The organism is Stenotrophomonas sp. YJH_SMC_73 (genome assembly GCF_059370155.1).
This window is the reverse complement of the sequence record NZ_JCAFTJ010000007.1, coordinates 188540-208114: the sequence shown is the minus strand read 5'-3', so window position 1 is coordinate 208114 and position 19575 is coordinate 188540. Positions and strand designations below refer to the sequence as shown.

Annotated in this window: 20 protein-coding genes; 4 read left to right on the top strand and 16 right to left on the bottom strand. The window is 68.2% G+C overall.

Annotated features, from left to right (window positions below):
• Positions 1-17: 17 nt before the first annotated feature.
• The 3 genes from AC5P8R_RS13450 to hisS all read right to left on the bottom strand — a co-directional run bounded on the left by AC5P8R_RS13450 (position 18) and on the right by hisS (position 2216).
• The gene (locus tag AC5P8R_RS13450) at positions 18-326 is read right to left on the bottom strand and encodes a YerC/YecD family TrpR-related protein (RefSeq protein WP_005416326.1); all 309 of its coding nucleotides are present in this window, start codon (positions 324-326) and stop codon (positions 18-20) included.
• A 199-nt stretch (positions 327-525) separates the two neighbouring features.
• Positions 526-792 carry a hypothetical protein gene (locus AC5P8R_RS13445; RefSeq protein WP_229653757.1) on the bottom strand — a complete coding sequence of 89 codons (267 nt, stop codon included), beginning with the start codon at positions 790-792 and terminating at the stop codon, positions 526-528.
• Positions 793-818: 26 nt separating this feature from the next.
• Entirely contained in the window at positions 819-2216 is a 1398-nt protein-coding gene (hisS, locus tag AC5P8R_RS13440; protein WP_014646945.1) for a histidine--tRNA ligase, read from the bottom strand.
• A gap of 127 nt (positions 2217-2343) precedes the next feature.
• On the opposite strand from hisS, the gene AC5P8R_RS13435 reads away from it, so the two are divergent.
• Entirely contained in the window at positions 2344-3096 is a 753-nt protein-coding gene (locus AC5P8R_RS13435) for a Crp/Fnr family transcriptional regulator (RefSeq protein ID WP_495223531.1), read from the top strand.
• A gap of 102 nt (positions 3097-3198) precedes the next feature.
• Here the strand turns inward: AC5P8R_RS13435 and thrC are convergent, their stop codons facing one another.
• From thrC to thrA, 3 genes are read right to left on the bottom strand one after another with little or no spacing between them, the layout of a single operon-like run.
• Positions 3199-4485: a threonine synthase gene (gene thrC, locus AC5P8R_RS13430; RefSeq protein WP_495223530.1), complete on the bottom strand. Its 1287-nt coding sequence runs from the start codon at positions 4483-4485 to the stop codon at positions 3199-3201.
• Positions 4486-4514: 29 nt separating this feature from the next.
• A complete protein-coding gene (locus AC5P8R_RS13425; protein WP_495223529.1) occupies positions 4515-5429 on the bottom strand; it encodes a homoserine kinase in 915 nt (304 codons plus the stop codon).
• Complete coding sequence (gene thrA, locus AC5P8R_RS13420) at positions 5426-7930, bottom strand: bifunctional aspartate kinase/homoserine dehydrogenase I (RefSeq protein ID WP_197620999.1); 2505 nt, start codon at positions 7928-7930, stop codon at positions 5426-5428. Before thrA ends, AC5P8R_RS13425 begins: the two co-directional genes overlap by 4 nt.
• 27 nt (positions 7931-7957) lie before the next feature.
• Here thrA and AC5P8R_RS13415 point away from each other — a divergent pair, with 27 nt between their 5' ends.
• Positions 7958-8278, top strand: coding sequence for a hypothetical protein (locus AC5P8R_RS13415; protein WP_495223528.1), 321 nt, complete (start codon positions 7958-7960; stop codon positions 8276-8278).
• A gap of 9 nt (positions 8279-8287) precedes the next feature.
• Here the strand turns inward: AC5P8R_RS13415 and AC5P8R_RS13410 are convergent, their stop codons facing one another.
• Both AC5P8R_RS13410 and AC5P8R_RS13405 read right to left on the bottom strand, forming a co-directional pair.
• Positions 8288-9238 (bottom strand): DMT family transporter, encoded by a 951-nt coding sequence (locus tag AC5P8R_RS13410; protein WP_495223527.1) that lies wholly within the window; start codon positions 9236-9238, stop codon positions 8288-8290.
• A 168-nt stretch (positions 9239-9406) separates the two neighbouring features.
• Entirely contained in the window at positions 9407-10102 is a 696-nt protein-coding gene (locus AC5P8R_RS13405) for a helix-turn-helix transcriptional regulator (RefSeq protein ID WP_014646939.1), read from the bottom strand.
• 103 nt (positions 10103-10205) lie between these two features.
• On the opposite strand from AC5P8R_RS13405, the gene AC5P8R_RS13400 reads away from it, so the two are divergent.
• Positions 10206-11012, top strand: coding sequence for a DUF6491 family protein (locus AC5P8R_RS13400; protein WP_049406516.1), 807 nt, complete (start codon positions 10206-10208; stop codon positions 11010-11012).
• Here the strand turns inward: AC5P8R_RS13400 and AC5P8R_RS13395 are convergent.
• From AC5P8R_RS13395 to AC5P8R_RS13385, 3 genes are all read right to left on the bottom strand, one after another.
• Positions 11009-12061: a linear amide C-N hydrolase gene (locus AC5P8R_RS13395; protein ID WP_014646937.1), complete on the bottom strand. Its 1053-nt coding sequence runs from the start codon at positions 12059-12061 to the stop codon at positions 11009-11011. The genes AC5P8R_RS13400 and AC5P8R_RS13395 overlap by 4 nt on opposite strands.
• A gap of 67 nt (positions 12062-12128) precedes the next feature.
• Positions 12129-12542: a DUF6691 family protein gene (locus AC5P8R_RS13390; RefSeq protein WP_014646936.1), complete on the bottom strand. Its 414-nt coding sequence runs from the start codon at positions 12540-12542 to the stop codon at positions 12129-12131.
• A complete protein-coding gene (locus AC5P8R_RS13385; RefSeq protein ID WP_049440812.1) occupies positions 12539-12976 on the bottom strand; it encodes a YeeE/YedE family protein in 438 nt (145 codons plus the stop codon). The genes AC5P8R_RS13390 and AC5P8R_RS13385 overlap by 4 nt, the downstream gene beginning before the upstream one ends.
• An 86-nt stretch (positions 12977-13062) precedes the next feature.
• Here AC5P8R_RS13385 and AC5P8R_RS13380 point away from each other — a divergent pair, with 86 nt between their 5' ends.
• Positions 13063-13386 (top strand): ArsR/SmtB family transcription factor, encoded by a 324-nt coding sequence (locus AC5P8R_RS13380; protein ID WP_032957672.1) that lies wholly within the window; start codon positions 13063-13065, stop codon positions 13384-13386.
• 3 nt (positions 13387-13389) lie between these two features.
• Here the strand turns inward: AC5P8R_RS13380 and AC5P8R_RS13375 are convergent, their stop codons facing one another.
• The 5 genes from AC5P8R_RS13375 to AC5P8R_RS13355 form a co-directional block, all read right to left on the bottom strand.
• Entirely contained in the window at positions 13390-13818 is a 429-nt protein-coding gene (locus AC5P8R_RS13375) for a BLUF domain-containing protein (RefSeq protein WP_134966678.1), read from the bottom strand.
• Positions 13819-13901: 83 nt separating this feature from the next.
• Entirely contained in the window at positions 13902-15035 is a 1134-nt protein-coding gene (locus AC5P8R_RS13370) for a hybrid sensor histidine kinase/response regulator (RefSeq protein WP_032957670.1), read from the bottom strand.
• On the bottom strand, positions 15032-15607 hold the full coding sequence (locus AC5P8R_RS13365) for a chemotaxis protein CheB (protein ID WP_046430340.1): 576 nt from the start codon (positions 15605-15607) through the stop codon (positions 15032-15034). The genes AC5P8R_RS13370 and AC5P8R_RS13365 overlap by 4 nt, the downstream gene beginning before the upstream one ends.
• Positions 15607-16431 (bottom strand): CheR family methyltransferase, encoded by an 825-nt coding sequence (locus AC5P8R_RS13360; RefSeq protein WP_075076806.1) that lies wholly within the window; start codon positions 16429-16431, stop codon positions 15607-15609. Before AC5P8R_RS13360 ends, AC5P8R_RS13365 begins: the two co-directional genes overlap by 1 nt.
• Positions 16428-19541: a response regulator gene (locus AC5P8R_RS13355; RefSeq protein WP_495223524.1), complete on the bottom strand. Its 3114-nt coding sequence runs from the start codon at positions 19539-19541 to the stop codon at positions 16428-16430. Before AC5P8R_RS13355 ends, AC5P8R_RS13360 begins: the two co-directional genes overlap by 4 nt.
• Positions 19542-19575: the final 34 nt, after the last annotated feature.

Below are 19575 nucleotides of genomic sequence, written 5' to 3'. Positions count from 1 at the left end.
TCGGAACGGGGCGCGGATCAGCGCGAAGCAAGGCGGTCGATGGCGGCGGCATAGCCTCGATGGCCATGCTCGAGCGTGCGTGCCACCCGTCCGGTGGTGGTCACGCTGACGCCCGTGCGCTCGTGGATCTCGCGGTACGGCACGCCCTGCTGCAGCAGCGGCACCACCTTCCAGCGGTCGGCCATGGCCTCCAGCTCGGCCGGGGTGCACAGGTCGCGCAGGAATGCCTCGACCTGCTCCGGCTCGCGCAGCGCGGCAAAGGCCCGGGCCAGAGCTTCCAGGTCGGCCTTCGGGTCTTTGGCGGCAATCTCGGGGCGGGCTTTCACGGGGTCGGGTCCATGCATCAATGTAATAGCGCGTTAGTACATTAGCGCATTCTTGCGCAGTGCGTCAAATCGGAGCCTCATGGGGGTCAGATCCGTTTTCCAAAGGAAAACGGATCTGACCCCTGGACCGGATGCCGGAAATGCAGAACGCCCACCAAAGGGCGGGCGTTCTGCTTTCAAATCAACAACCTGGCTCGACTCAGGGCAGGCAACGCACCTCCGCCTGCAGCGTCCCGCGCCGCGGGCACTCCCCGAACAGGCTGCCCTGCCGGCTCGGCAGGGACTGGATGTTCTGCAACGCCCCTGCACCCGCCGGGCACTTCCGCGAGGCCAGGGCCCGCAGGTCGCCCTCAAGCTGCGCGCGGTCGATCACGTGACAGCGATCAACCTGCAGCCGGTACTGCGCCGGGCCCAGCCGATCACTGCGCAGCACCGGGTCACTCTGGCAGCCCGCCAACAGGAGCACGGTGAGTACCCCTGCGACGGCCGGCTTCACACCATCGCCCTGGACTGCTCCAGCTCCACCAGCAGGGTGCTGGCCAGCTCGTCGCGCGACACTTCGAACTGCTGTTCACGCAGCAGGTCCTTCACCGCCACCACGCCGCGCGCGAGCTCGTCTTCACCCGCCAGCACCACGAAGCGGATGCCGGCCTTGGCCGCGTACTGAAACTGCTTGCCGATCTTCTTCGGCTCCATCTGCACTTCGGTATTGATGCCACCGGCGCGCAGGCGGCGCGCGATGTCCAGCGACTGCGGCATGCCCTGCTCGTCCATCAGCGCCACCAGCGCCTGCACGCTGCTGGCTTCGATGCCGTCGATCAGGCCCGCCTCGCGCAGCTGCCAGAACAGGCGCGACAGGCCGATGGAGATACCCACGCCCGGCAGCTTCGACTTGCTGTAGTGGCTGGCCAGGTCTTCGTAACGGCCGCCCGAACAGATCGAGCCGATCTGCGGGTGGTCGGTCAGCGTGGTCTCGTAGACGGTGCCGGTGTAATAGTCCAGGCCGCGCGCAATGGAGAAGTTCAGGCAGTACGCGGTTTCCGGCACGCCCAGCGCCTGCACCAGCTGCAGCACTTCGCGCAGTTCGGCGACGCCGCTACGCAGGATCTCCGAAGAACCGGCGTCGGCTTCCAGCGTGGCCAGCTGCGCCAGCGCATCGGCATGGCCCTGCGAACGCACAGCGACGAAGGCCAGGATCTTCTCGACCTGTTCTGCCGGGATGTTGAAGCCCTCGCCCACCAGCGTCTCGCGAACGTAATCGGCGCCACGCTTGTCCAGCTTGTCCACTTCGCGCAGCACCGCCAGCTGGCGCTCGCCTTCAGCCACGCCCAGGCTCTCGAAGAAGCCGCGCATCAGCTTGCGGTTGTTCAGCTGGATGCTGAAGTCACCGATGCGCAGTTCCGAGAACACCGCATGGATGACCGCCAGCACTTCAGCGTCGTACCGCACGCTCAGGCTGTCCTTGCCGATCACGTCGATATCGCACTGGTAGAACTCGCGGAAACGACCGCGCTGGGCACGCTCGCCGCGGTACACGCGCTGCATCTGGTAACGGCGGAACGGGAAGGTCAGTTCGTGTTCGTGCTCGGCCACGTAGCGTGCCAGCGGCACGGTCAGGTCGAAGCGCAGCGCCATTTCCGGCAGCGAACGGTCGCCCGACTCGGCCGCGTTGGCCAGCGCGCCGGTGGACTGCACGAAATACACCTGGCGCTCGGTCTCACCACCGGACTTGGTCAGCAGCACGTCGGACAGCTCGAACACCGGCGTCTCCACCGGCAGGAACCCGAAGCGCTCGTAGTTGCGGCGGATGACGTCCAGCATGCGCTGGAACGCAATCTGCTCGCGCGGCAGCAGCTCAAGGGTGCCGGGCGGGGTACGGGGCTTGATCACGGGCGGAACTCCTGCTGGAACGGGACGTGGGAGGGGGCAACATTCTAGCGCCCCCGCCTCCGGCAGGGTCGAACGGCCGCTTGAAGTATCATAAGGCCCTCCCCGCCCGCGATACGCCCCCCGCAACATGTCACGGCCTTCCGGCGCTCCGCCCGCCACCAACGATCCCGCCTCGCCGTCCTGCACCACGCTGGACTGCCTGCACTGCTCGGTTCGGCACCTTGCGGTGTGCTCGGCGCTGTCGCCAGACGAAGTGCAGGCGCTGGAAAAGGTCACCGTCTCGCAGCAGGTCAGCATGGGCAGCACGCTGGCACGCACCGGCGAAGAGCGCGACCATGTCTATACATTGACCGCCGGCGCACTGCGTCTGGTGCGCACCCTGGCCGACGGCCGGCGCCAGATCAACGGTTTCGTGCTGCCCGGCGACTACCTGGGCCTGAGCGGCAGCGACCACCATCGCTACGACATCGAGGCCATCGCCGACAGCCGCGTGTGCCGTGTCGCGCTGCCACAGATGAAGGCCCTGCGCAGCCGCTTCCCGCACCTGGAGCGCAAGCTGCTGCAGCGCGCCTGCCAGGAACTGGATGCCGCACAGGATGCTGCGCTGGCGCTGGCACGCCTGCAGCCGGCCGAGAAGCTGGCCGATTTCCTGCTGCGCCTGGCCGCGCGCGAGGCCAAGCTGGGGGGCGACGGCCTGCGCGTGTCGCTGCCGATGGGCCGCGGCGATATCGCCGACCATCTGGGCCTGACCATGGAAACGGTCAGCCGCACCTTCACCAAGCTGCGCCAGCAGGGGCTGATCGCCCTGCCCCACCTGAACGTGGTGGAGATCCTCGACGAGGATGGGCTGCGCACGCTGGCCGGTGAAGGGTTGATCTGACCGTATCGCGGTTGGTTGGGTTGCCGGCCAGCGGCCGGCACTACCGGAAGGATGCAACACGGGTAGTGCCGGCCGCTGGCCGGCAACCGCCTCCATCTGCGATCAACGCAGCAACACCTCGCGCAAGGCCGCGTAATCTGCCGCCAATGGTTCGGCGTGCGCCGGTCGCTGCAGCAAGGCATCCAGCGCAGGTGGCACCGCCACCGTTTCGCCGATCAGCGGCTCGACCACAGCCTCGAACTTGGCTGGATGCGCCGTAGCCACCGCCGCCCAGTCGCCCTTGGCACCGCGCGCGCGCAGATCCTGCAGCACCTTCACCGCCGTCGCCGTGTGCGGGCAGAACAGCTCGCCGCGGCTGGCATGCGCTGCGGCAATCGTCGCGCGGATGGTCACGTCATCCACCGCGAACGCGCGGAAAGCTGCACGCAGCTCTGCGTCGTCGCCGTGGTAGAGCCAGCGCAGTCGCTCGAAGTTGCTCGGCGCACCCACGTCCATTGCATTGGCCACCGTCGCCACACTGGCCTGCGGCTGGTAGTCGCCACCATTGAAGTACGCCGGCAGCACGGCATTGGCATTGGTGGCCAGCACGACCTGGCCGATCGGCACGCCCAGCGCGCGCGCCAGCACGGCCGCCATCGCGTTGCCCAGATTGCCGGTCGGCACCACCAGGTTGAGCCGGCGACGATGCGCGGCGTAGTGGGTCAACGCTGCATGCGCGTAGTAGCTCATCTGCGGCAGCAGTCGGCCCAGGCTGATGCTGTTGGCCGAGCTCACCGGCACCTGCGCCTGCAGTTCGCGGTCGGCCAGCGCCTGCTTGACCATCGCCTGGCAATCGTCGAATGCGCCCGTCACGCGCAGGGCCTGGATGTTGTCGCCGAAACAACCGAGCTGATGCGCCTGGCGCGGAGACACGCGACCCTCCGGATACAGCACCACCACGCGCACGCCCGGCTGGCGATGGAAGGCCGCCGCAACGGCGGCACCCGTATCGCCGGACGTGGCGACGACGATCGTCAGATCGCGATCCTCGCCGCCCTGCAGGCGCGACAGCGTACCGGCCAGGAAGCGCGCGCCGATATCCTTGAATGCCGCCGTCGGCCCATGGAACAGCTCCAGCACGTGGTCACCCTCGCCGAGTGCACGCAGCGGCACCGGGAAGTCGAACGCTCCGCGGCAGATCGCCGGAAGCGCAGTCTCGAGTGCATCGCCCGCAAAGAACGGTGCCAGCAGATCGGCGGCGGAATCGGCCAGGGTCGCCCCGGCCTGCAGCTCGCGCGCGGCCGGCAGATGCGCGGGAACATACAGCCCGCCATCGGGCGCCAATCCGGCGGCGATCGCCGCGCTGAGGCCAACGGCGGGCGACTGGCCGCGGGTCGAAACAAATTGCATGGGATCGGTTTCCAGAGAAGGGGAAGGATTCAGCACAGCCGGGCTCCCGGCGCATCCAGCGGCGATACCCAGGCGTCACTGTCGAAGCCGGCCGCAGCGAACGCTGCCTGCACCGGCGCCACGGCGGCACGGGCCTGGTCGGCATCCTCGAACCAGGCGAACACACTGGGTCCGGCACCGGAGATGCCCGCGCCCATTGCATGGGCCGACAGCGCTGCATCACGGGCGGCCTCGAAGCCGGCAATCAATCCGGCCCGTCGCGGTTCGACCAGCACGTCGCGCAGTCCCGCGCGTACCAGCGTCGCATCACTGAGATGGCAACCACTGAGCACCAGCGCGAGGTTCGCGCTCTGGGCCACGAACTCGCCCAGCGCATAGCTGCCCTGCAGGGCCTGGCGGGCACGGCGCGTTTCCAGCACCGCGTGCGGATGCACCAGCAGGCTGTGCCAGCTGGCAGGCACCGGGACCGGCAACAGGCGATCGGCCGTGCACAGCGCCAGGCCACCCAGCAGCAGCGGGCCGACGTTGTCACCGTGACGGCCACCACTGGCCACCGCCTCACCGTCCAGCGCGTAGGGGTACAGCGCTTCGCGCGGCAACGGGGCCTGCAGCAGCGCATTGGCGGCGACCAGCGCCGCGACACTCGACGCTGCCGAACCGCCCATGCCGGAACCGAACGGGATGCCCTTGTCGATCTCGACCGCGAAACCGAAATCCAGGCCCAGGCCTTCGCGCAGCGACATCAGCGCAGCCCCGGCGGTGTTGCCGGCGGCGTCCAGTGGCAGCGCGACGGCACTGCCACGGATCGCATCGATCCGCACCACCGGCTCGTCGATGCGGCGCACGCTCACGGTATCGCCGATACCGGCAATGGCATGGCCGAGAATGTCAAAGCCCACTGCCACGTTGGCCACCGAGGCAGGCGCGAACGCACGTGCGATCACAGCCGCGCTCCTTCACCGGCGGCGACCCGCAGCAGGTCCGCGAACACACCCGCTGCCGTCACCTCCGGACCCGCACCCGGCCCCTGCACCACCAACGGGTTGTCGCAGTAGCGACGGGTGCGGAACTGCACCACGTTGTCGGTCAGCCGCAGGTTGGCGAAGGCATGATCGGCCGGCAGTTCCTGCAGCCCCACCGAGGCGCCGTCGGCACCCAGCTGTGCCACATAGCGCAGCACCGCACCACGCGCCCGCGCATCCTGCAGGCGTTGCAGCAGGCTGGCGTCGGACTCGCCCAGCCGCGCCATGAAGTCATCCACGCTGCCCTCGCGCAGCAGCGCCGGCACCAGGCTTTCCACTTCCACCTGCTCAAGACTGAGCGCGTGGCCGGCTTCGCGGGCCAGGATCACCAGCTTGCGCGCCACGTCCACGCCCGAAAGATCGTCACGCGGGTCCGGCTCGGTGTAGCCCATCGACCGCGCCTGCGCGACCAGCTGCGAGAACGGCTGGCTGCCATCGAAGCGGTTGAACAGCCAGGCCAGCGTGCCGGAGAAGATGCCTTCGATGGCCAGCACCTCGTCACCGGTATCGACCAGGTCACGCAGCGTGGTGATCACCGGCAGGCCCGCGCCCACCGTGGCCTCGTAGCGGAAACGCGCACCACTGGCCGCCGCCGCGGCGCGGATGCGCTGGTAGCGCGGCAGCGGCCCGGCGCCGGCCTGTTTGTTCGGGGTGACCACGTGGATGCCGGCTGCCAGCCAGCCCTCATAGCGCTCGGCCACCTCGGCACTGCCACTGCAGTCGATCACCACCGCATGCGGCAGGTGCGCGGCCAGCAGGTGTTCGGTGAAGCGATCCAGATCGCTGGGCTCACCCGCCTGCTGAAGGGCTTCGCGCCAGTCGGCATGCAGCCCATCCGCATCCAGCCGCATGCGCGAACGCGAGGCCAGTGCGCGCAGGCGCAGGTCGACATTGGCCTTGGCCAGCAACTGCGGGCGCGCGGCCAGCAGCTGGTCCAGCAGCGCGGCACCGACGTTGCCAGGCCCGATCACACCCACCGCGAAGGTCTGCGGCGACAGCCAGAAGCCGGCATGCGCGGCGCGCAGGGCGCGGGTGGCATTGGCACTGTCCACCGCCACCGAAATGTTGCGCTCGGACGAGCCCTGCGCGATTGCCAGGATGTTCACCTGCGCGCGGCCCAGCGCCTCGAACAGGCGCGCCGCCACGCCAGGTTGACCGGCCATGCCGTCGCCCACCGCCGCCAGAACGCTGACGCCCTCGCTGACCTGCACGCGCTGCACCTGGCCCACCGACAGCTCATGCGCAAACGCATGCAGCAGCGCCTCGCGGCCACGTGCAGCTTCGGCGGCGCGCACCACGCAGCAGATCGAATGTTCCGACGAACCCTGCGAGATCATCACCACCGACACCTGCGCCTGGCGCAGGGCAGCGAATACGCGCTCTGCAGTGCCTGGCACGCCGATCAGGCCGGTGCCTTCCAGGTTCAACAGGGCCAGGCCCGGGCTCAGGGTCAGGCCCTTTACCGGCCCACGCGGCGAGCGCTCGGCACTGATGCGCGTACCCGGATGCGCCGGTTGGAACGTATTGCGGATGAAGATCGGCAGGCCCAGGCGGATCGCCGGCGACATCGTCTGCGGGTGCACCACTTTGGCGCCGAAGTAAGCCAGTTCGCAGGCCTCGTCGTAGCTGAGCGATTCGAGCTGCACGGCTTCGGGTACCAGCCGCGGGTCGGCTGACAGCACGCCGTCGACGTCGGTCCAGATGTGCAGTTCATCGGCATTGAACAGCGCGGCGAAGATCGCGCCGGAGTAGTCACTGCCGTTGCGGCCCAGGGTGGTGATGCGGTCATCACGGTCACGCGCGACGAAACCGGTGGCGACCAGGCGCGGCTGCGGATGCTGCAGGCGCCATTGCGCGAGGCGGTCGGCGCTGGCTTCCCAGTCGACATCGACGCCCAGCTCGCCATGCCCGACCACCAGCACATCGCGCGCATCGAGCACCGCACAGTCTTCGCCCAAGGCACGCAGGTGGGTGCCGAGCAGCTGCGCGGAGAACACTTCGCCCAGGCCCTGCACGCGGTCCAGCACCTCGCGCGGCAGCTCGCCGATCACCGCCAGCGCCGCCAGCACTTCGGCCAGCTGATCGAAGCGGGCGTCGATCCATTCGACCGTCTCGCCGACCTGCTCGCCCAGCAGCGCCACGGCGGCGCCACGGTGGCGCGCGCGCAGGGCATGCCAGGCCTCGCGCCAACCCTGGTCACCCTTTGCCGCCAGCTGCGCCAGATCGATCAGCGCGTCGGTGACCCCCTTCATCGCCGAGACGACAGTGACCTGCAGCGACTCAGGACGGGCCAGCAGCAGGCCGGCAACATGGCGATAGCGTTCGGCATCGGCCACCGAGGTGCCGCCGAACTTGTGCACGACAGTGGACGGTGCAGCCAGATCGGCCGGGGCAACGGGATGGGCGGGGGCGTGGGAAGACATGCAGACCTCGGTAGGAGGCCCCGTCGCATGCAGGTGTCGAGTTTCCCCGCCACCTGGATGGTGCGGGGCCGTGGTTTTCGGGAGTTACACGAAGACGACGGACCGCACCAGGGCAGTGGTGACGGTGGTGGTGGTAATGGTGGTGGTGGCGACCGGCGCAGTCGGACGGCCCGCAATGGCGGGGGCGATCAGGCTGGCGTGGGCGGCATCAAGGACCATGACGCACAGAAAACACTGTGCGCCGGTCCGCTGTCAAGTGCTGCGATGCAAAAAATCATTGCGGCGATCATCGGCCAACGTGCCGGCATTTGGTTGCATCTGAGACCAAGCCGGCATCAGCGCGCTTGACGCCCACATTCAGCCTGCATGTTCGGCGATCGCCCGTGGCGAGCGATGGGCATGCGCGCACAGCATCACGCCGGCCAACAGGAACACGATCGCCAGCGCCTCCAGCAGCGAGGGCCAGCGCTGCTGCCAGGCGAAGGCATACGCCAGCGCGAACAGCGTCTCGAACACAATCATCTGCCCGGTCAGGGTCAATGGCAGCAGGCGGCTGGCACGGTTCCAGAACGCGTTGCCGAGGATCGAGGCCACCACTGCCACGCCGGCGCTGATCGCCCAGAAGCCACTCCACTGCGCCGCGGTGCGGGTACCGCTGTGGCCGATGAAGGCCATCGGCACCAGCAGCAGGGCCAGGCCGCCAGTGGTGACGCCGGTCAGCAACGACCAGTCGTGGCTGGACAGGTCCGGCAGGCGCGCCAGCCAACGACTGTTGCCGATCGAGTACAGCGCCCACGAGAACAGCGCGCCGAACGCACAGAGCAGGCCGATCAGGCGCTGCCGCCACGGTGTTGCGAGGTGTTCGGACATCAATGCTTCCCAGCCCACCAGCGCCACGCCGAGCACGCACAGGCCCAGCGCCGGCAGCAGCTGCTTCAACGGCACCGCGCCCTGCTCGCGCACGCCAACCACAGTGACCACCACCGGAATCAGGCCGACAATCAATGACGCCGCCGCGCCACCGGCCCACTGCACCGCCGTGGCCAGCAGCAGGAAGTACACCAGGTTGCCGGCCAGGCTCAGCCACAGCAGCCCGAACCATTCGGCGCGGCCCAGCCGCGGTGCCAGCCGCTTCCAGCGCGGCAGCAGCAGAGCGATGGCAATCAGGCCATAGACCAGGTAGCGACCGGCGGACAGTTGCAGGGCATTGAACGACTGCAGCACGGCGGGGGCGAGAAAGACCACGCCCCACAGCGCGCCAGCGGCAACGCCATTGGCGATGCCCAGGGCCATCGGGTTGTTGCGCATTCGGGTTCTTCGGGGGAAGAGAACGGGCCGCGCAGTGTAAGCGCTCACCAGTGGCGCCCTCTTGACCGAGGCTATTGCCTTGTCATCTCTGTAGAGCCGAGCCAATGCTCGGCTGCGATTGGCCGCTGTGCAGATAAGGGCAGCCGAGCGTGGGCTCGGCTCTACAGGTCAGATGGCGCCCCTGCGCCAGGCGGCCGGCGTCTGCCCGCACTCACGACGCAGCGCACGGGTCAGTGCACTCTGCTCGGAATAGCCTGCCGCCAGCGCGATATCGCTGATCGGCGCCGCACTGGTACGCAGTTGGTGCTTGGCCCAACGCAACCGGCTTGCACTGAGCCAGGCCTGCGGGCTCAGCCCGAACTCCCGCTGGAACAGCGCATGCAACCGGCTTTCGCTGACACCGACGAAGGCGGCCATGCGTGCTACCGGCCACGCCTGGCCCGGATCAACCTGCACCGCCGCGCACAGGCCCTGCAGGCGCGCACCACTGCCCGCCGGTGCGAACACCTGGAGCAGCTGCGGCAACAGGGCCGGCAGTGCCTGGCCCTCACACACCTGCGCCAGGCGCTGTCGCAGCGCCAGTGGCAGATGCAGCCAGCGCTGGCGGCACAGGTGTTCCTGGGTACCGTCATCGAGCACACCCGGGGGGCAGTCGACGATCACGAAAGCATTCGGGCCATCGGCCATCTGGTCGTGTGCTTCGCCAGCCGCGACGAAGGCCCCCTGCAGCAGGTCCAAGCGACCACCGCGGCCTTGCATCTCGAACTGCAGTTCGCCCTGCAGCGGCAGCACCCACTGCGCGTAGTCATGACGGTCCAGGCCGGTGGCCTGGCCGTAGTGCCGCAGGTGGAAGATCGCGCCCATATGACGAGTGTGCGCGTGCTGGCATTTCCCTGCAACGCGGCCCCGGCACCGGCCATGCTATGTTCCAGCCAGTTACAGACGCAGGGATGGCAGGATGAACAGCATGATCCGATTGCTTCCGCTGGCACTGGCCAGCGCCTTACCCCTGGCCGCCCTGGCCCAGGCGCCATCCGCGCCATCGGCCGCCGAGCGCATCGCACCTGCACCGCACTGCCTGGACGCACGTGACGTACGCCAGGTCGAGCAGGAGACACCGACCGCCATCGCGGTCCGTGATGGCAGGGGCCAGGCCTTCCGCATCGACTTCAGCGCAGCCTGCCCGGGTGTCAACGAAGCCAGCGCACTGCGGCTGGAGGCGCCTTCGGGCTGGGCCTGCGGCCGCCCCAGTGAACAGGTGATGGTGGATGGCCGCCGCTGCGGCGTCGGCAGTGTCACCCCCATCGACAACCGGGAGTTCGCCAGCACCGCTCGCCAGAGCAGCCGCCTGTACGCGGCCACCCTGCCGCCGGTGAACGTGACCGCCACAGGCAAGCCCAGCCGTGGCGGCAGCAGCCCGCGCCATACCTTCCAGGCCTCGCCAGCGTTCTGCTTCGCCACCCGCCATGTGCGCAGCTGGAACGAGGATCCGCAAGGCGTGGTGGTGGAGACCAATCCGCGCCGCAATGGCGGCAATCGCTACTACCGCGTCGAACTGGCCGGCAGCTGCTCGATCCTGGCCGGGGCGACCTCGGTGGAATTCCAGTCCGGTTTCCAGAACGGCCTGATCTGTGGCAATCCGGGCGATCGCATCGTGGAGACGCCGTCCGGAATCCCCGGCGACATGCGCGCCAGCACGCCGCGCTTCGCCCGCCCGGGCTGCAGCGTGCTGGCGGTCTATCCGAAGGACGCGCCGGACCAGGCCTCGCGCTAGCCGTCCACGCCGAGGAAGGCGAACGGTGCACTGGGTACGAAGTGACCCAATGCATCGCCGGCGAACGTGTTGCGCTGGTCCTTGCCAAGGTCGAGCTTGAGCACCTGGCCGCCGAAATCGACCTTGTTCAGATCGATCCAGAAGGTGTTGGGGGTCAGCGCCGATTCGAAGAAGTACAACCGCCGCTTGTGGTCGGCCACCGTGCGCCAGCGCGTCGATGAGATGTTCGGCTCGCCCGGCGTGGTGATGCCATACGGCACCGACGCATTGCGGATCACGCTGAACACGCTGGCCAGCGCTTCCACCGGGTCCTCGGCCTTGGGAATGGCATTGATGTAGAACGACGCACGCGCGAAGCGGTCGGACGAGCGGTTGGTACCTGGCAGCATCACCGTGCCACCGATCTGCTGCCAGTAGCTGTTGAGTGCCAGCTGCTGCTCGAAGATCGGCGAGTTGGTCATCACCTGGTAGCGCCGGTCATGGTGGATCACCTGGCGCCCCCCGATGTACTCGACGATGGCACTGTCGCCGCTCGCGTCGGACAGCGACAGATGCAGCGTTGCCTGGCGGTCCTCGCCCGGCACCTTGTCGGTGACGATCGAGTACGGCTCACGCTTCAGCGCCGCCACCGCCTCGTCCACGGTCGCGAAATTGTCCAGCACATACTGCGCCCACAGCGAAATCGCCAGTCCCGGCTTGTTGCCGCGCTGCTGCGGATACTCCGATTCGACCAGCCACAGCAGGTTGGCCACCAGGCCCTTCTCGTTCATGCCATCGGTGGTCGACACGTCGTAGCCGGTGGCCACCACCGAACCATAGCGCGCTGTCCAGGCCAGCGACTTCGGTCCGGCCTGGCCGGTGCGCGCGATGCCGCGCGGTAGCACGTAGAGATTGGTGGCCACGTCGACCTTCCAGTCCATCGAGCGTGCGGTGATCACATCACCGTTGTCACCCAGGTACACCGCGCGCGTGCAGGCCAGCGCCGGTGCCACCGCAGCGGCCAGTGCGACCGCCAGCATTGCCCTGCCCGTCCACTTCATCCGTACCATGTCGTTGTGCTCCTTTCCCCGTGAACCCCGGATCTGACCGCACGCAGGGTGACACAGGGGTGAAGCCTCAGCGTACGACCCGATCGTGCAGCCAGAAACCTGCAAGCATCGCAGGCACGAACCACAGCGCTTCACGCGATGCGACTGCCAGCCCGGCGATGGCCGGTCCCGGGCAATAGCCAGCCCATCCCCAGCCGATACCGAACAGTGCGGCGCCCAGCAGCAGGCGCGCATCGACATCACGCGCACTGGGCAACTGGAAGCGCACCGCGAACCACGGCTGCGCGCGGCGCAGCACCCAGCGCTGGCCGACCGCACTGACCAGCAGCGCCGAGCCCAGCACCCACACCAGGGTGGGATCGAAATCACCCGCAATGTCGAGGAAGCCGAGCACACGGCGCGCGTCGGTCATCCCCGAAAGCGCCAGCCCCGCACCGAACAGCGCACCCGCCGCTGCCGCGGCCCCTGTCGCGCGGCTCATGCCAGGCCTCCGCCGTGGCGGATGAGGAACGTCGTCAGCATCGCGCAGGCCATGAACACCAGCACCGCCAGCAGCGAGCGCTTCGAGCCGCGAGCCATGCCACAGACGCCGTGACCACTGGTACAGCCACTGCCCAAGCGGGTGCCGAAGCCCACCAGCAGGCCGGCGCCGATCAACTGCCAGGCAGGCAAGGCATCGCGCAACTGTACCCGCGGCAACGCTTCGGGCAGCGACTGCCACCACAGCACCAGCCCGGCCGCCGCGAGCAGGCCAGACAGGAACGCCCAGCGCCATCCGCGCTCGCCTTCCGCTGCGCGCAGGCTGCCTGCGGCGATCCCGCTGATACCGGCCACACGCCCGAGGGTGGCGAGCAACAGCACTGCGGCGGCGCCGATCAACCCACCGCCGGCCACCGCAGTCCACGGCAGGTTCATGCCCTGCCCTCATTCACGCCCTTCATGGGATTGCCCTTTTATTTAGATTTGTCTAAATTAGACACGTCTAAACAAAAAGGTCAACCATGCCCAGCACCCCGCTCGACAGTGCCGCGATGGCCAAGCACGCCGCGCAGGCCGCTGCCCTGCTCAAGCGCCTGGCCCATCCTGCCCGCTTGCGCGTGCTGTGCCGCCTGGTCGAAGGCGAAGCGCCGGTACCGGAGCTGCAGGCGCTGACCGGATTGAGTGCGTCCGCGCTGTCGCAGCACCTGGCTGTGCTGCGCGATATGGACATCGTGGCGACCCGGCGCGAAGCACAGGCCATCCACTACCGCATGCAGGAAGGGCCCGCATTGGGCGTGCTGCAGGCGCTGCATGCCGCCTATTGCGGCGGCGGCACCTCGGGCTGACGCTCAGCCGGCGTGTAGTGCTGGCTGCACAACCTTGTCGAGCAGGTCCACCGGCGTCGGCGCGGAGCGATCACCCTGCAGCGTACGGGTAAAGCCCGACCAGTCACTGGATGACAGCTGGCGCAACAGCGCCTCCTCCACCGGCAGCGCGCGCATCGACCAGTACGGAAACTGGCGCTGGCCCAGGCGGCCGCGCGCCAGTTCAATGATGTCGATATGGCTGCCGGCCTGCAGGATGCGTTCGTAGACCGAACCGATGCCATCCGGCGGCCCTTCGATGTACTGCAGGAAACGCCCGCCGTCGTGCAGCAGCACGCCGGTCACGCCGGCCATCTTGTTGAAGCGGGCCGCATCGTCGACCAGCGCCTGCAGCCGTCGAGCGGAGAGATCCGGCAGCGCCCGGCTGACATAGGCGATCGCACGCAGTGGCATGGTGCTTCCTTGGCAATATCTGCCGCCACGGTAGCAGTTGCGGACGAGCCCGTCTCAGATCCAGGCGTCGCTTGCTGAAGGATTCAGCTGGCCGCCGTTGCCGGGCTTTCAGAGCGCCGTGGCAGCGTCGCCTCGAACACCACCTGCCCCGCCTCGTTGCGCGCGCCGATGTGGCCGCCGTGCGCGCGGACGAACTGATCAACGATGTACAGGCCCAGCCCCAGGCCATTGCTGGGGTGGAAACTGGCCTTGAACGGCTCGAACAATCGCGGCAGCAGCGCGTCGTCGATCCGCCCGGCGTTGCTTACCCGCAGCAGCACGCTGCGCGGATCGCGGCCGTCCACCTCCACCCTCGCCTCGCTGCCATGGGTAAGCGCGTTGCCGACCAGGTTCGCGGCGACCTGGCCAAGCCGATCCAGATCACCCTGCAGGCGGGTATCGCCCTGCATGTCGAGATGCACCCGTGCGTGGCCGTGGGCGCTGCCCGCTTCGGCCACCACGGCACGCGTCACTTCCGCAAGATCGCAGGCACTTGCCTGCAGGCGCAGGCCGCCGCTGCGGATCCGCGAAAAGTCCAGCAGCTGCTCGACCATCCGCGCCATGCGCAGGGTGCTGGCTTCCAGGTGCTTCAGGGTCTGCTGCGCACCGGCATTGTCCTCTGGAAGCTCCAGCGCCAGCTTGTCGGCACACAGCAGGATCGCCGACAGCGGCGTGCGCAGGTCATGGGTGAGCACGGCCGCCATCGTCTCGTTGAGCTTGAGCGAACGTTCCAGCGCCTCGTTGCGCGCCTTCAGCAGCTGGCGCTGCTGGTAGAGCTCGATGAAGACGTTGACCTTGCTCAGGATCACCTGCGGTGCGACCGGCTTGTGCAGGAAATCGACCGCACCGGTTTCGTAGCCCTTGAAGGCACGCACCGGGTCATCCGGCGAGGCGGTCAGGAAGATGATCGGCACATCGCGGCTGCGGTGCGAACCGCGCATCAGCTCGGCCAGGGTGAAACCATCGATCTCCGGCATGTGCACATCCAGCAATGCCAGCGCCACCTCGTGCTCCAGCAGCAGCTCCAGCGCCTGCGCACCCGAGCCCGCAAGCAGCAGGTTCACGCCCTCGCGCTGCAGCAGCGCCTGCATGGCTACCAGGTTCTGCGGCACGTCATCGACGATCAGCAGGTTGACCGGGGTCTGCGACTGCGCAGGGTCCGGTGGCAACAGGTTCATGCAAACAACTCCTTCAGGCGACGGCACATCAGTTCAAGGGGCAGCACGGCATCGGCGCCAGCGTGCTGCAGGGCGGAGGCCGGCATCATCGATGCCTCGGCCTCCTCGGGACATTGCAGCCAGGCGCGGCCACCAGCGGCGCGCACGGCGGCCACGCCTTCGCTGCCATCACTGCTGGCACCGGTCAGCAGCAGGGCCAGCACCTGCGCGCCGAACACCGCTGCCGCCGACTCGAACAGCGGATCGATGGCCGGGCGAGAAAACAGCACCGGGGCGTCCACCGACAGCGCCAGCGAACCGGCGTCTTCCACCAGCAGGTGATAGTCCGGTGGCGCAAAGGTCACCGTGCCAGGCTGCAGCGGCTGCTTGTCTTCGGCCTCGCGCACCGGCAGCGCGCAGTACGGCGCCAGCACTTCGGCGATGCGGCTGCTGCGATCGCGTGGCAGGTGCAGCACTGCCAGCACCGGCGCCGGCAGTGCCGCAGGCAGCGCGCCAAGCACCGTCTGCAGCGCTGCGACCCCACCCGCAGAGGCCCCGATCACCAGCACGGCCGGTCGTATCGGCAGGCTCATCAGGCGACTTTCCGGTACAGGCGATGCTCGCGCGAACAGACCTCGAACGCACCGTGGTGGCGCCCGAACTGCAGCGACTCCTTGCTGCCCAGGCCAAGGAAGCCGCGATGCACCAGCGCATCACGGAACAGGCCCACCGCGCGATCCTGCAGGTCGCGGTTGAAATAGATCAGCACGTTGCGGCACGACACCAGGTGCACTTCGGAGAACACGGTGTCGGTGGCCAGGCTGTGGTCGGCGAACACCACGTTGCGGCGCAGCTGGCGGTTGAACACCGCGCCATCGTAGGCCGTGGCGTAGTAGTCGGAGAGCGAAGCGGTGCCGCCGGCCGCCAGGTAGTTGCGGCTGAACTGGGCCATGCGGTCGATGCCATAGGCGCCGGCTTCGGCGGTGGCCAGCGCTGCCGGATTGATGTCGGTGGCGTAAACGATGCTGCGCTCGAGCAGGTCTTCCTCGTGCAGCAGGATCGCCAGTGACCACACTTCCTCGCCCGTACTGCAGCCAGCCACCCACAGCTTCACCGAGGGATAGGTGCGCAGCACCGGCACCACCTGCTCGCGCAGCTCACGGAAATAGGCCGGGTCACGGAACATCTCCGACACCTGCACTGTGAAGAACTGCATCGCCTGCGCGAACAGGTCCGGCTCGTGCAGCAGGCGGTGCTGCAGGTCGGCCAGCCGCTCGCACTCGTAGCGCTGCATGGCCTGGCGGATGCGCCGCCGCAGCGACGATACCGCGTAGCTGCGGAAGTCGTAGTGGTAGCGCTGGTACAGCGCTTCCAGCAGCACCTTCAGTTCCAGGTCGAACAGCGCCTGCTCGTTCATTGCCGCGAGCACCAGACACGGCACAGCGAGACCAGCTTGTCGACATCGATGGGCTTGGCGATGTAATCGTTGGCACCGGCCTGCAGGCATCGCTCACGGTCGTCCGGCATGGCCTTGGCGGTCAGCGCGATGATCGGCAGGTCCTGCAGGTGGCGCTGTGCGCGGATCTCGCGCATCGCGGCCAGCCCATCCTTCTCCGGCATCATGATGTCCATCAGCACCAGATCGACCTCGCGCTCGGCCAGGCGATCCACCGCTTCCTGGCCATTGCGCGCGATCTCCAGCGTGACGCCGAGCGGTTCGAGCACGCTGGACAGCGCGAAGATGTTGCGGACATCGTCTTCGGCCAGCAGCACGGTACGGCCATCGAGCACGGTGTCGCGACGGCGCGCTTCGCGCAGCAGGCGCTGCTGGTCGGTCGGCAGGCTGGCCTCGACGCTGTGCAGGAACAGGGTCACTTCATCCAGCAGGCGTTCCGGCGAACGCGCACCCTTGATGATGATGCTCTTGGAATAGCGGCGCAGGCGCTGCTCTTCCTCGCGGCTGAGCGCGCGGCCGGTGTAGACGATCACCGGCGGGAAACCGACCTCATCGTTGCCGGCCATGTGTTCAAGCAGGTCGTAGCCGCTGCCGTCGGGCAGCGACAGGTCCATCACCATGCAGTCGAACGTGACCGTGCTGAGCTGTTCCAGTGCATCGGCCAGGGTGCCCACCGCGACGATCTGCAGCTGGTCGCGGCCCAGCAGCAGTTCCAGGTTGCTGCGCAGCTCGCTGTCGTCCTCGACGATCAGCAGGCGCCGCACGTCGCGCTGGCTGGTCTGTTCCAGCTGCTCGATGGCCGTCACCAGCCGCTCGCGCGTGGTCGGCTTGATCGCGAAGCCGATCGCGCCCAGCTCGCGCGCCACCTGGCTGCGGTCCGTTGCCGAGACCACATGCACCGGGATGTGGCGGGTTTCGGGGTTGCGCTTCAGGCGCTCCAGCACGCTCAGGCCCGACACGTCCGGCAGGCCGATATCAAGCAGGATGCCGTTTGGACGCAGCTCACTGGCAAGTGTCAGCGCTTCTTCCGCCGTACCCGCCACCACGCAGTCGAAGTCCAGTTCATGGGCCAGGGCCACCAGTGCTTCGGCGAACGTGGCATCGTCCTCGACCGCCAGGATCAGGCGCCCGGCGCGCTGGCGGCGGCCGCGGTCGTCGGCCACGCCGGCCGACGCAGTGGCCGGCGCCGACGCAGTGGCAGCGCGCACCGGCGCCGGCGGCAGCACGGCCGGTGTCCGTGCCGGCGCCGGCACTGCCACGGGGGCCTCGGCAGCCTCGGCTGCGCTCGCCGCGGGGGCGCCCTGCAATGGCAGCTCCAGGATGAAGCAGCTGCCGCGCCCGGGCTCGCTGTCGACCTGGATGCGGCCGCCCATGCGCTCGGCCAGATCGCGCGAGATCGACAGGCCCAGGCCGGTACCGCCGTAGCGACGGCGGGTGCTGCCGTCGGCCTGGCGGAAGGCTTCAAAGATGACGTCCAGCTGCTCGCGGGCGATGCCGATGCCGGTGTCGCAGACCTCGAACCGGATGCGGCCATTGCCGGCCGCACGCACGTGGAGGCTGACCTTTCCGTGCTCGGTGAACTTCACCGCGTTGGCCAGCAGGTTCTTCAGGATCTGCTGCAGCCGCTGGCTGTCGACCACCAGCTGGCTCGGTGCCAGCGCATCGGCTTCGATCTGCAGGGCCAGGCCCTTCTGCCGCGCCATCGGCTCGAAGGTCTCGCGCAGGCGCTGCAGCGCGCTGTCGACCACCACCACTTCATCGGACAGTTCGACATGGCCGGCCTCGATGCGCGACAGGTCGAGGATGTCGTTGATCAGTGCCAACAGATCGTTGTTGGACGAGAGGATCGCACGGGCGTACTTCACCTGTTCTTCGGTGAGCGTGCCGTCCTTGTTGTCGGCCAGCAGCTTGGCCAGGATCAGCGAGCTGTTCAGCGGCGTGCGCAGTTCGTGCGACATGTTGGCCAGGAACTCGGACTTGTAGCGCGACGTCGCGGCCAGTTCGTTGCTGTTGCGCACCAGCTGGCTCTGCGCGACCAGCAGCGCCTGCTTCTGCGCCTCCAGCTCGTGGGTGCGCTCTTCCAGCTGCACGTTGCTCTGTTCCAGCTCGGCCTGCTGTTCTTCCAGGTGGCTCTGCGACTGCAGCAGGCTGCGGCTCTGCTCTTCCAGCTCCTCGTTGGCCACGCGCAGCTCTTCCTGCTGGGCCTGCAGCTCCTCGCCCTGGCGCTGCGACTCTTCCAGCAGCACCACCAGTTGCGCACGCAACAGCGATGCGCGCAGCGCCAGGCCGATGGTCTCGGCACAGCGCTCCAGCAGCTCGCGATCCAGATCACGCTGTTCACCGACCCGGGCGCGGCCCAGTTCGATGATGCCGACCACGGCACCATCGCTGCTGAGCGGCGCCAGGATGCGCTCGCGCACCGGCAGCCGGCCCAGGCTGGTCTGCAGTTCAAGCACGGCGGCATCGTCGCCATGCAGGTGGCGGATCCGTTCATCACGAGCGACCTGCCCGGCCAGCCCTTCGTGCAGGGCCAGCGAGGCCGGCGCGCCCGAAGGCAGCGCCATGCCACCGGTCAGCTGCAGCCGTCCGCCTTCCAGCCGATAGACCGCACCGACCTCCGCGTCCAGCTGCCCGGCCAGGCTCGTCGCAGCCGCCTCGGCGATCTGCTCCGGCCCCAGGTCACCGCGCAGGCTCGACGCCACCGCGTTCTCGGCCTCCTGCAGCCAGAGCGCGCGCATGGCCTGGCGGCGGGCCTGGATGGCGCGCGAGACGATCAGCGCGATCATCAGGAAGGCGCAGCCACCGATGGTGCGGTTGACGAACGAGAACGACGAGTTGTTGCTGGCGGGCGCCACGTTGAAGCCGATCACCAGCAGGACACAGGCGATCATCGCGACCACGAACGGCGCGCGCGCACTGCGCTGGAACACCGTGACGCCCACGGCCAGGAAATAGGCCAGCCAGACCGCGTATCCCAGCGGTACCACCAGTTCCAGCGCGATGGTCGCCGCCAGCAATACGGCAGAGGTCATCCAGATCCAGCGGTCACGCGTAGTCGCACCAGGACGCATGCAGGTCGGTTCCAGAAGGCAAAGGGTGGAAGAT

What these genes read in the sequence shown, in the direction of transcription:
- AC5P8R_RS13435 (WP_495223531.1), top strand. Translation starts at nt 2,344, where the DNA reads ATGTCACGGCCTTCCGGCGCTCCGCCCGCCACCAACGATCCCGCCTCG.
- AC5P8R_RS13405 (WP_014646939.1), bottom strand. Translation starts at nt 10,102, where the DNA reads ATGGGCGCGATCTTCCACCTGCGGCACTACGGCCAGGCCACCGGCCTG.
- AC5P8R_RS13370 (WP_032957670.1), bottom strand. Translation starts at nt 15,035, where the DNA reads ATGAACCTGTTGCCACCGGACCCTGCGCAGTCGCAGACCCCGGTCAAC.
- AC5P8R_RS13365 (WP_046430340.1), bottom strand. Translation starts at nt 15,607, where the DNA reads ATGAGCCTGCCGATACGACCGGCCGTGCTGGTGATCGGGGCCTCTGCG.
- AC5P8R_RS13355 (WP_495223524.1), bottom strand. Translation starts at nt 19,541, where the DNA reads ATGCGTCCTGGTGCGACTACGCGTGACCGCTGGATCTGGATGACCTCT.
- AC5P8R_RS13385 (WP_049440812.1), bottom strand. Translation starts at nt 12,976, where the DNA reads ATGAACCTGCCGTGGACTGCGGTGGCCGGCGGTGGGTTGATCGGCGCC.
- AC5P8R_RS13390 (WP_014646936.1), bottom strand. Translation starts at nt 12,542, where the DNA reads ATGAGCCGCGCGACAGGGGCCGCGGCAGCGGCGGGTGCGCTGTTCGGT.
- thrC (WP_495223530.1), bottom strand. Translation starts at nt 4,485, where the DNA reads ATGCAATTTGTTTCGACCCGCGGCCAGTCGCCCGCCGTTGGCCTCAGC.
- AC5P8R_RS13375 (WP_134966678.1), bottom strand. Translation starts at nt 13,818, where the DNA reads ATGCCACTGCGTGCGATCGCCTATGTCAGCCGGGCGCTGCCGGATCTC.
- AC5P8R_RS13410 (WP_495223527.1), bottom strand. Translation starts at nt 9,238, where the DNA reads ATGCGCAACAACCCGATGGCCCTGGGCATCGCCAATGGCGTTGCCGCT.
- thrA (WP_197620999.1), bottom strand. Translation starts at nt 7,930, where the DNA reads ATGTCTTCCCACGCCCCCGCCCATCCCGTTGCCCCGGCCGATCTGGCT.
- AC5P8R_RS13415 (WP_495223528.1), top strand. Translation starts at nt 7,958, where the DNA reads ATGCAGGTGTCGAGTTTCCCCGCCACCTGGATGGTGCGGGGCCGTGGT.
- AC5P8R_RS13360 (WP_075076806.1), bottom strand. Translation starts at nt 16,431, where the DNA reads ATGAACGAGCAGGCGCTGTTCGACCTGGAACTGAAGGTGCTGCTGGAA.
- AC5P8R_RS13400 (WP_049406516.1), top strand. Translation starts at nt 10,206, where the DNA reads ATGATCCGATTGCTTCCGCTGGCACTGGCCAGCGCCTTACCCCTGGCC.
- AC5P8R_RS13395 (WP_014646937.1), bottom strand. Translation starts at nt 12,061, where the DNA reads ATGGTACGGATGAAGTGGACGGGCAGGGCAATGCTGGCGGTCGCACTG.
- AC5P8R_RS13380 (WP_032957672.1), top strand. Translation starts at nt 13,063, where the DNA reads ATGCCCAGCACCCCGCTCGACAGTGCCGCGATGGCCAAGCACGCCGCG.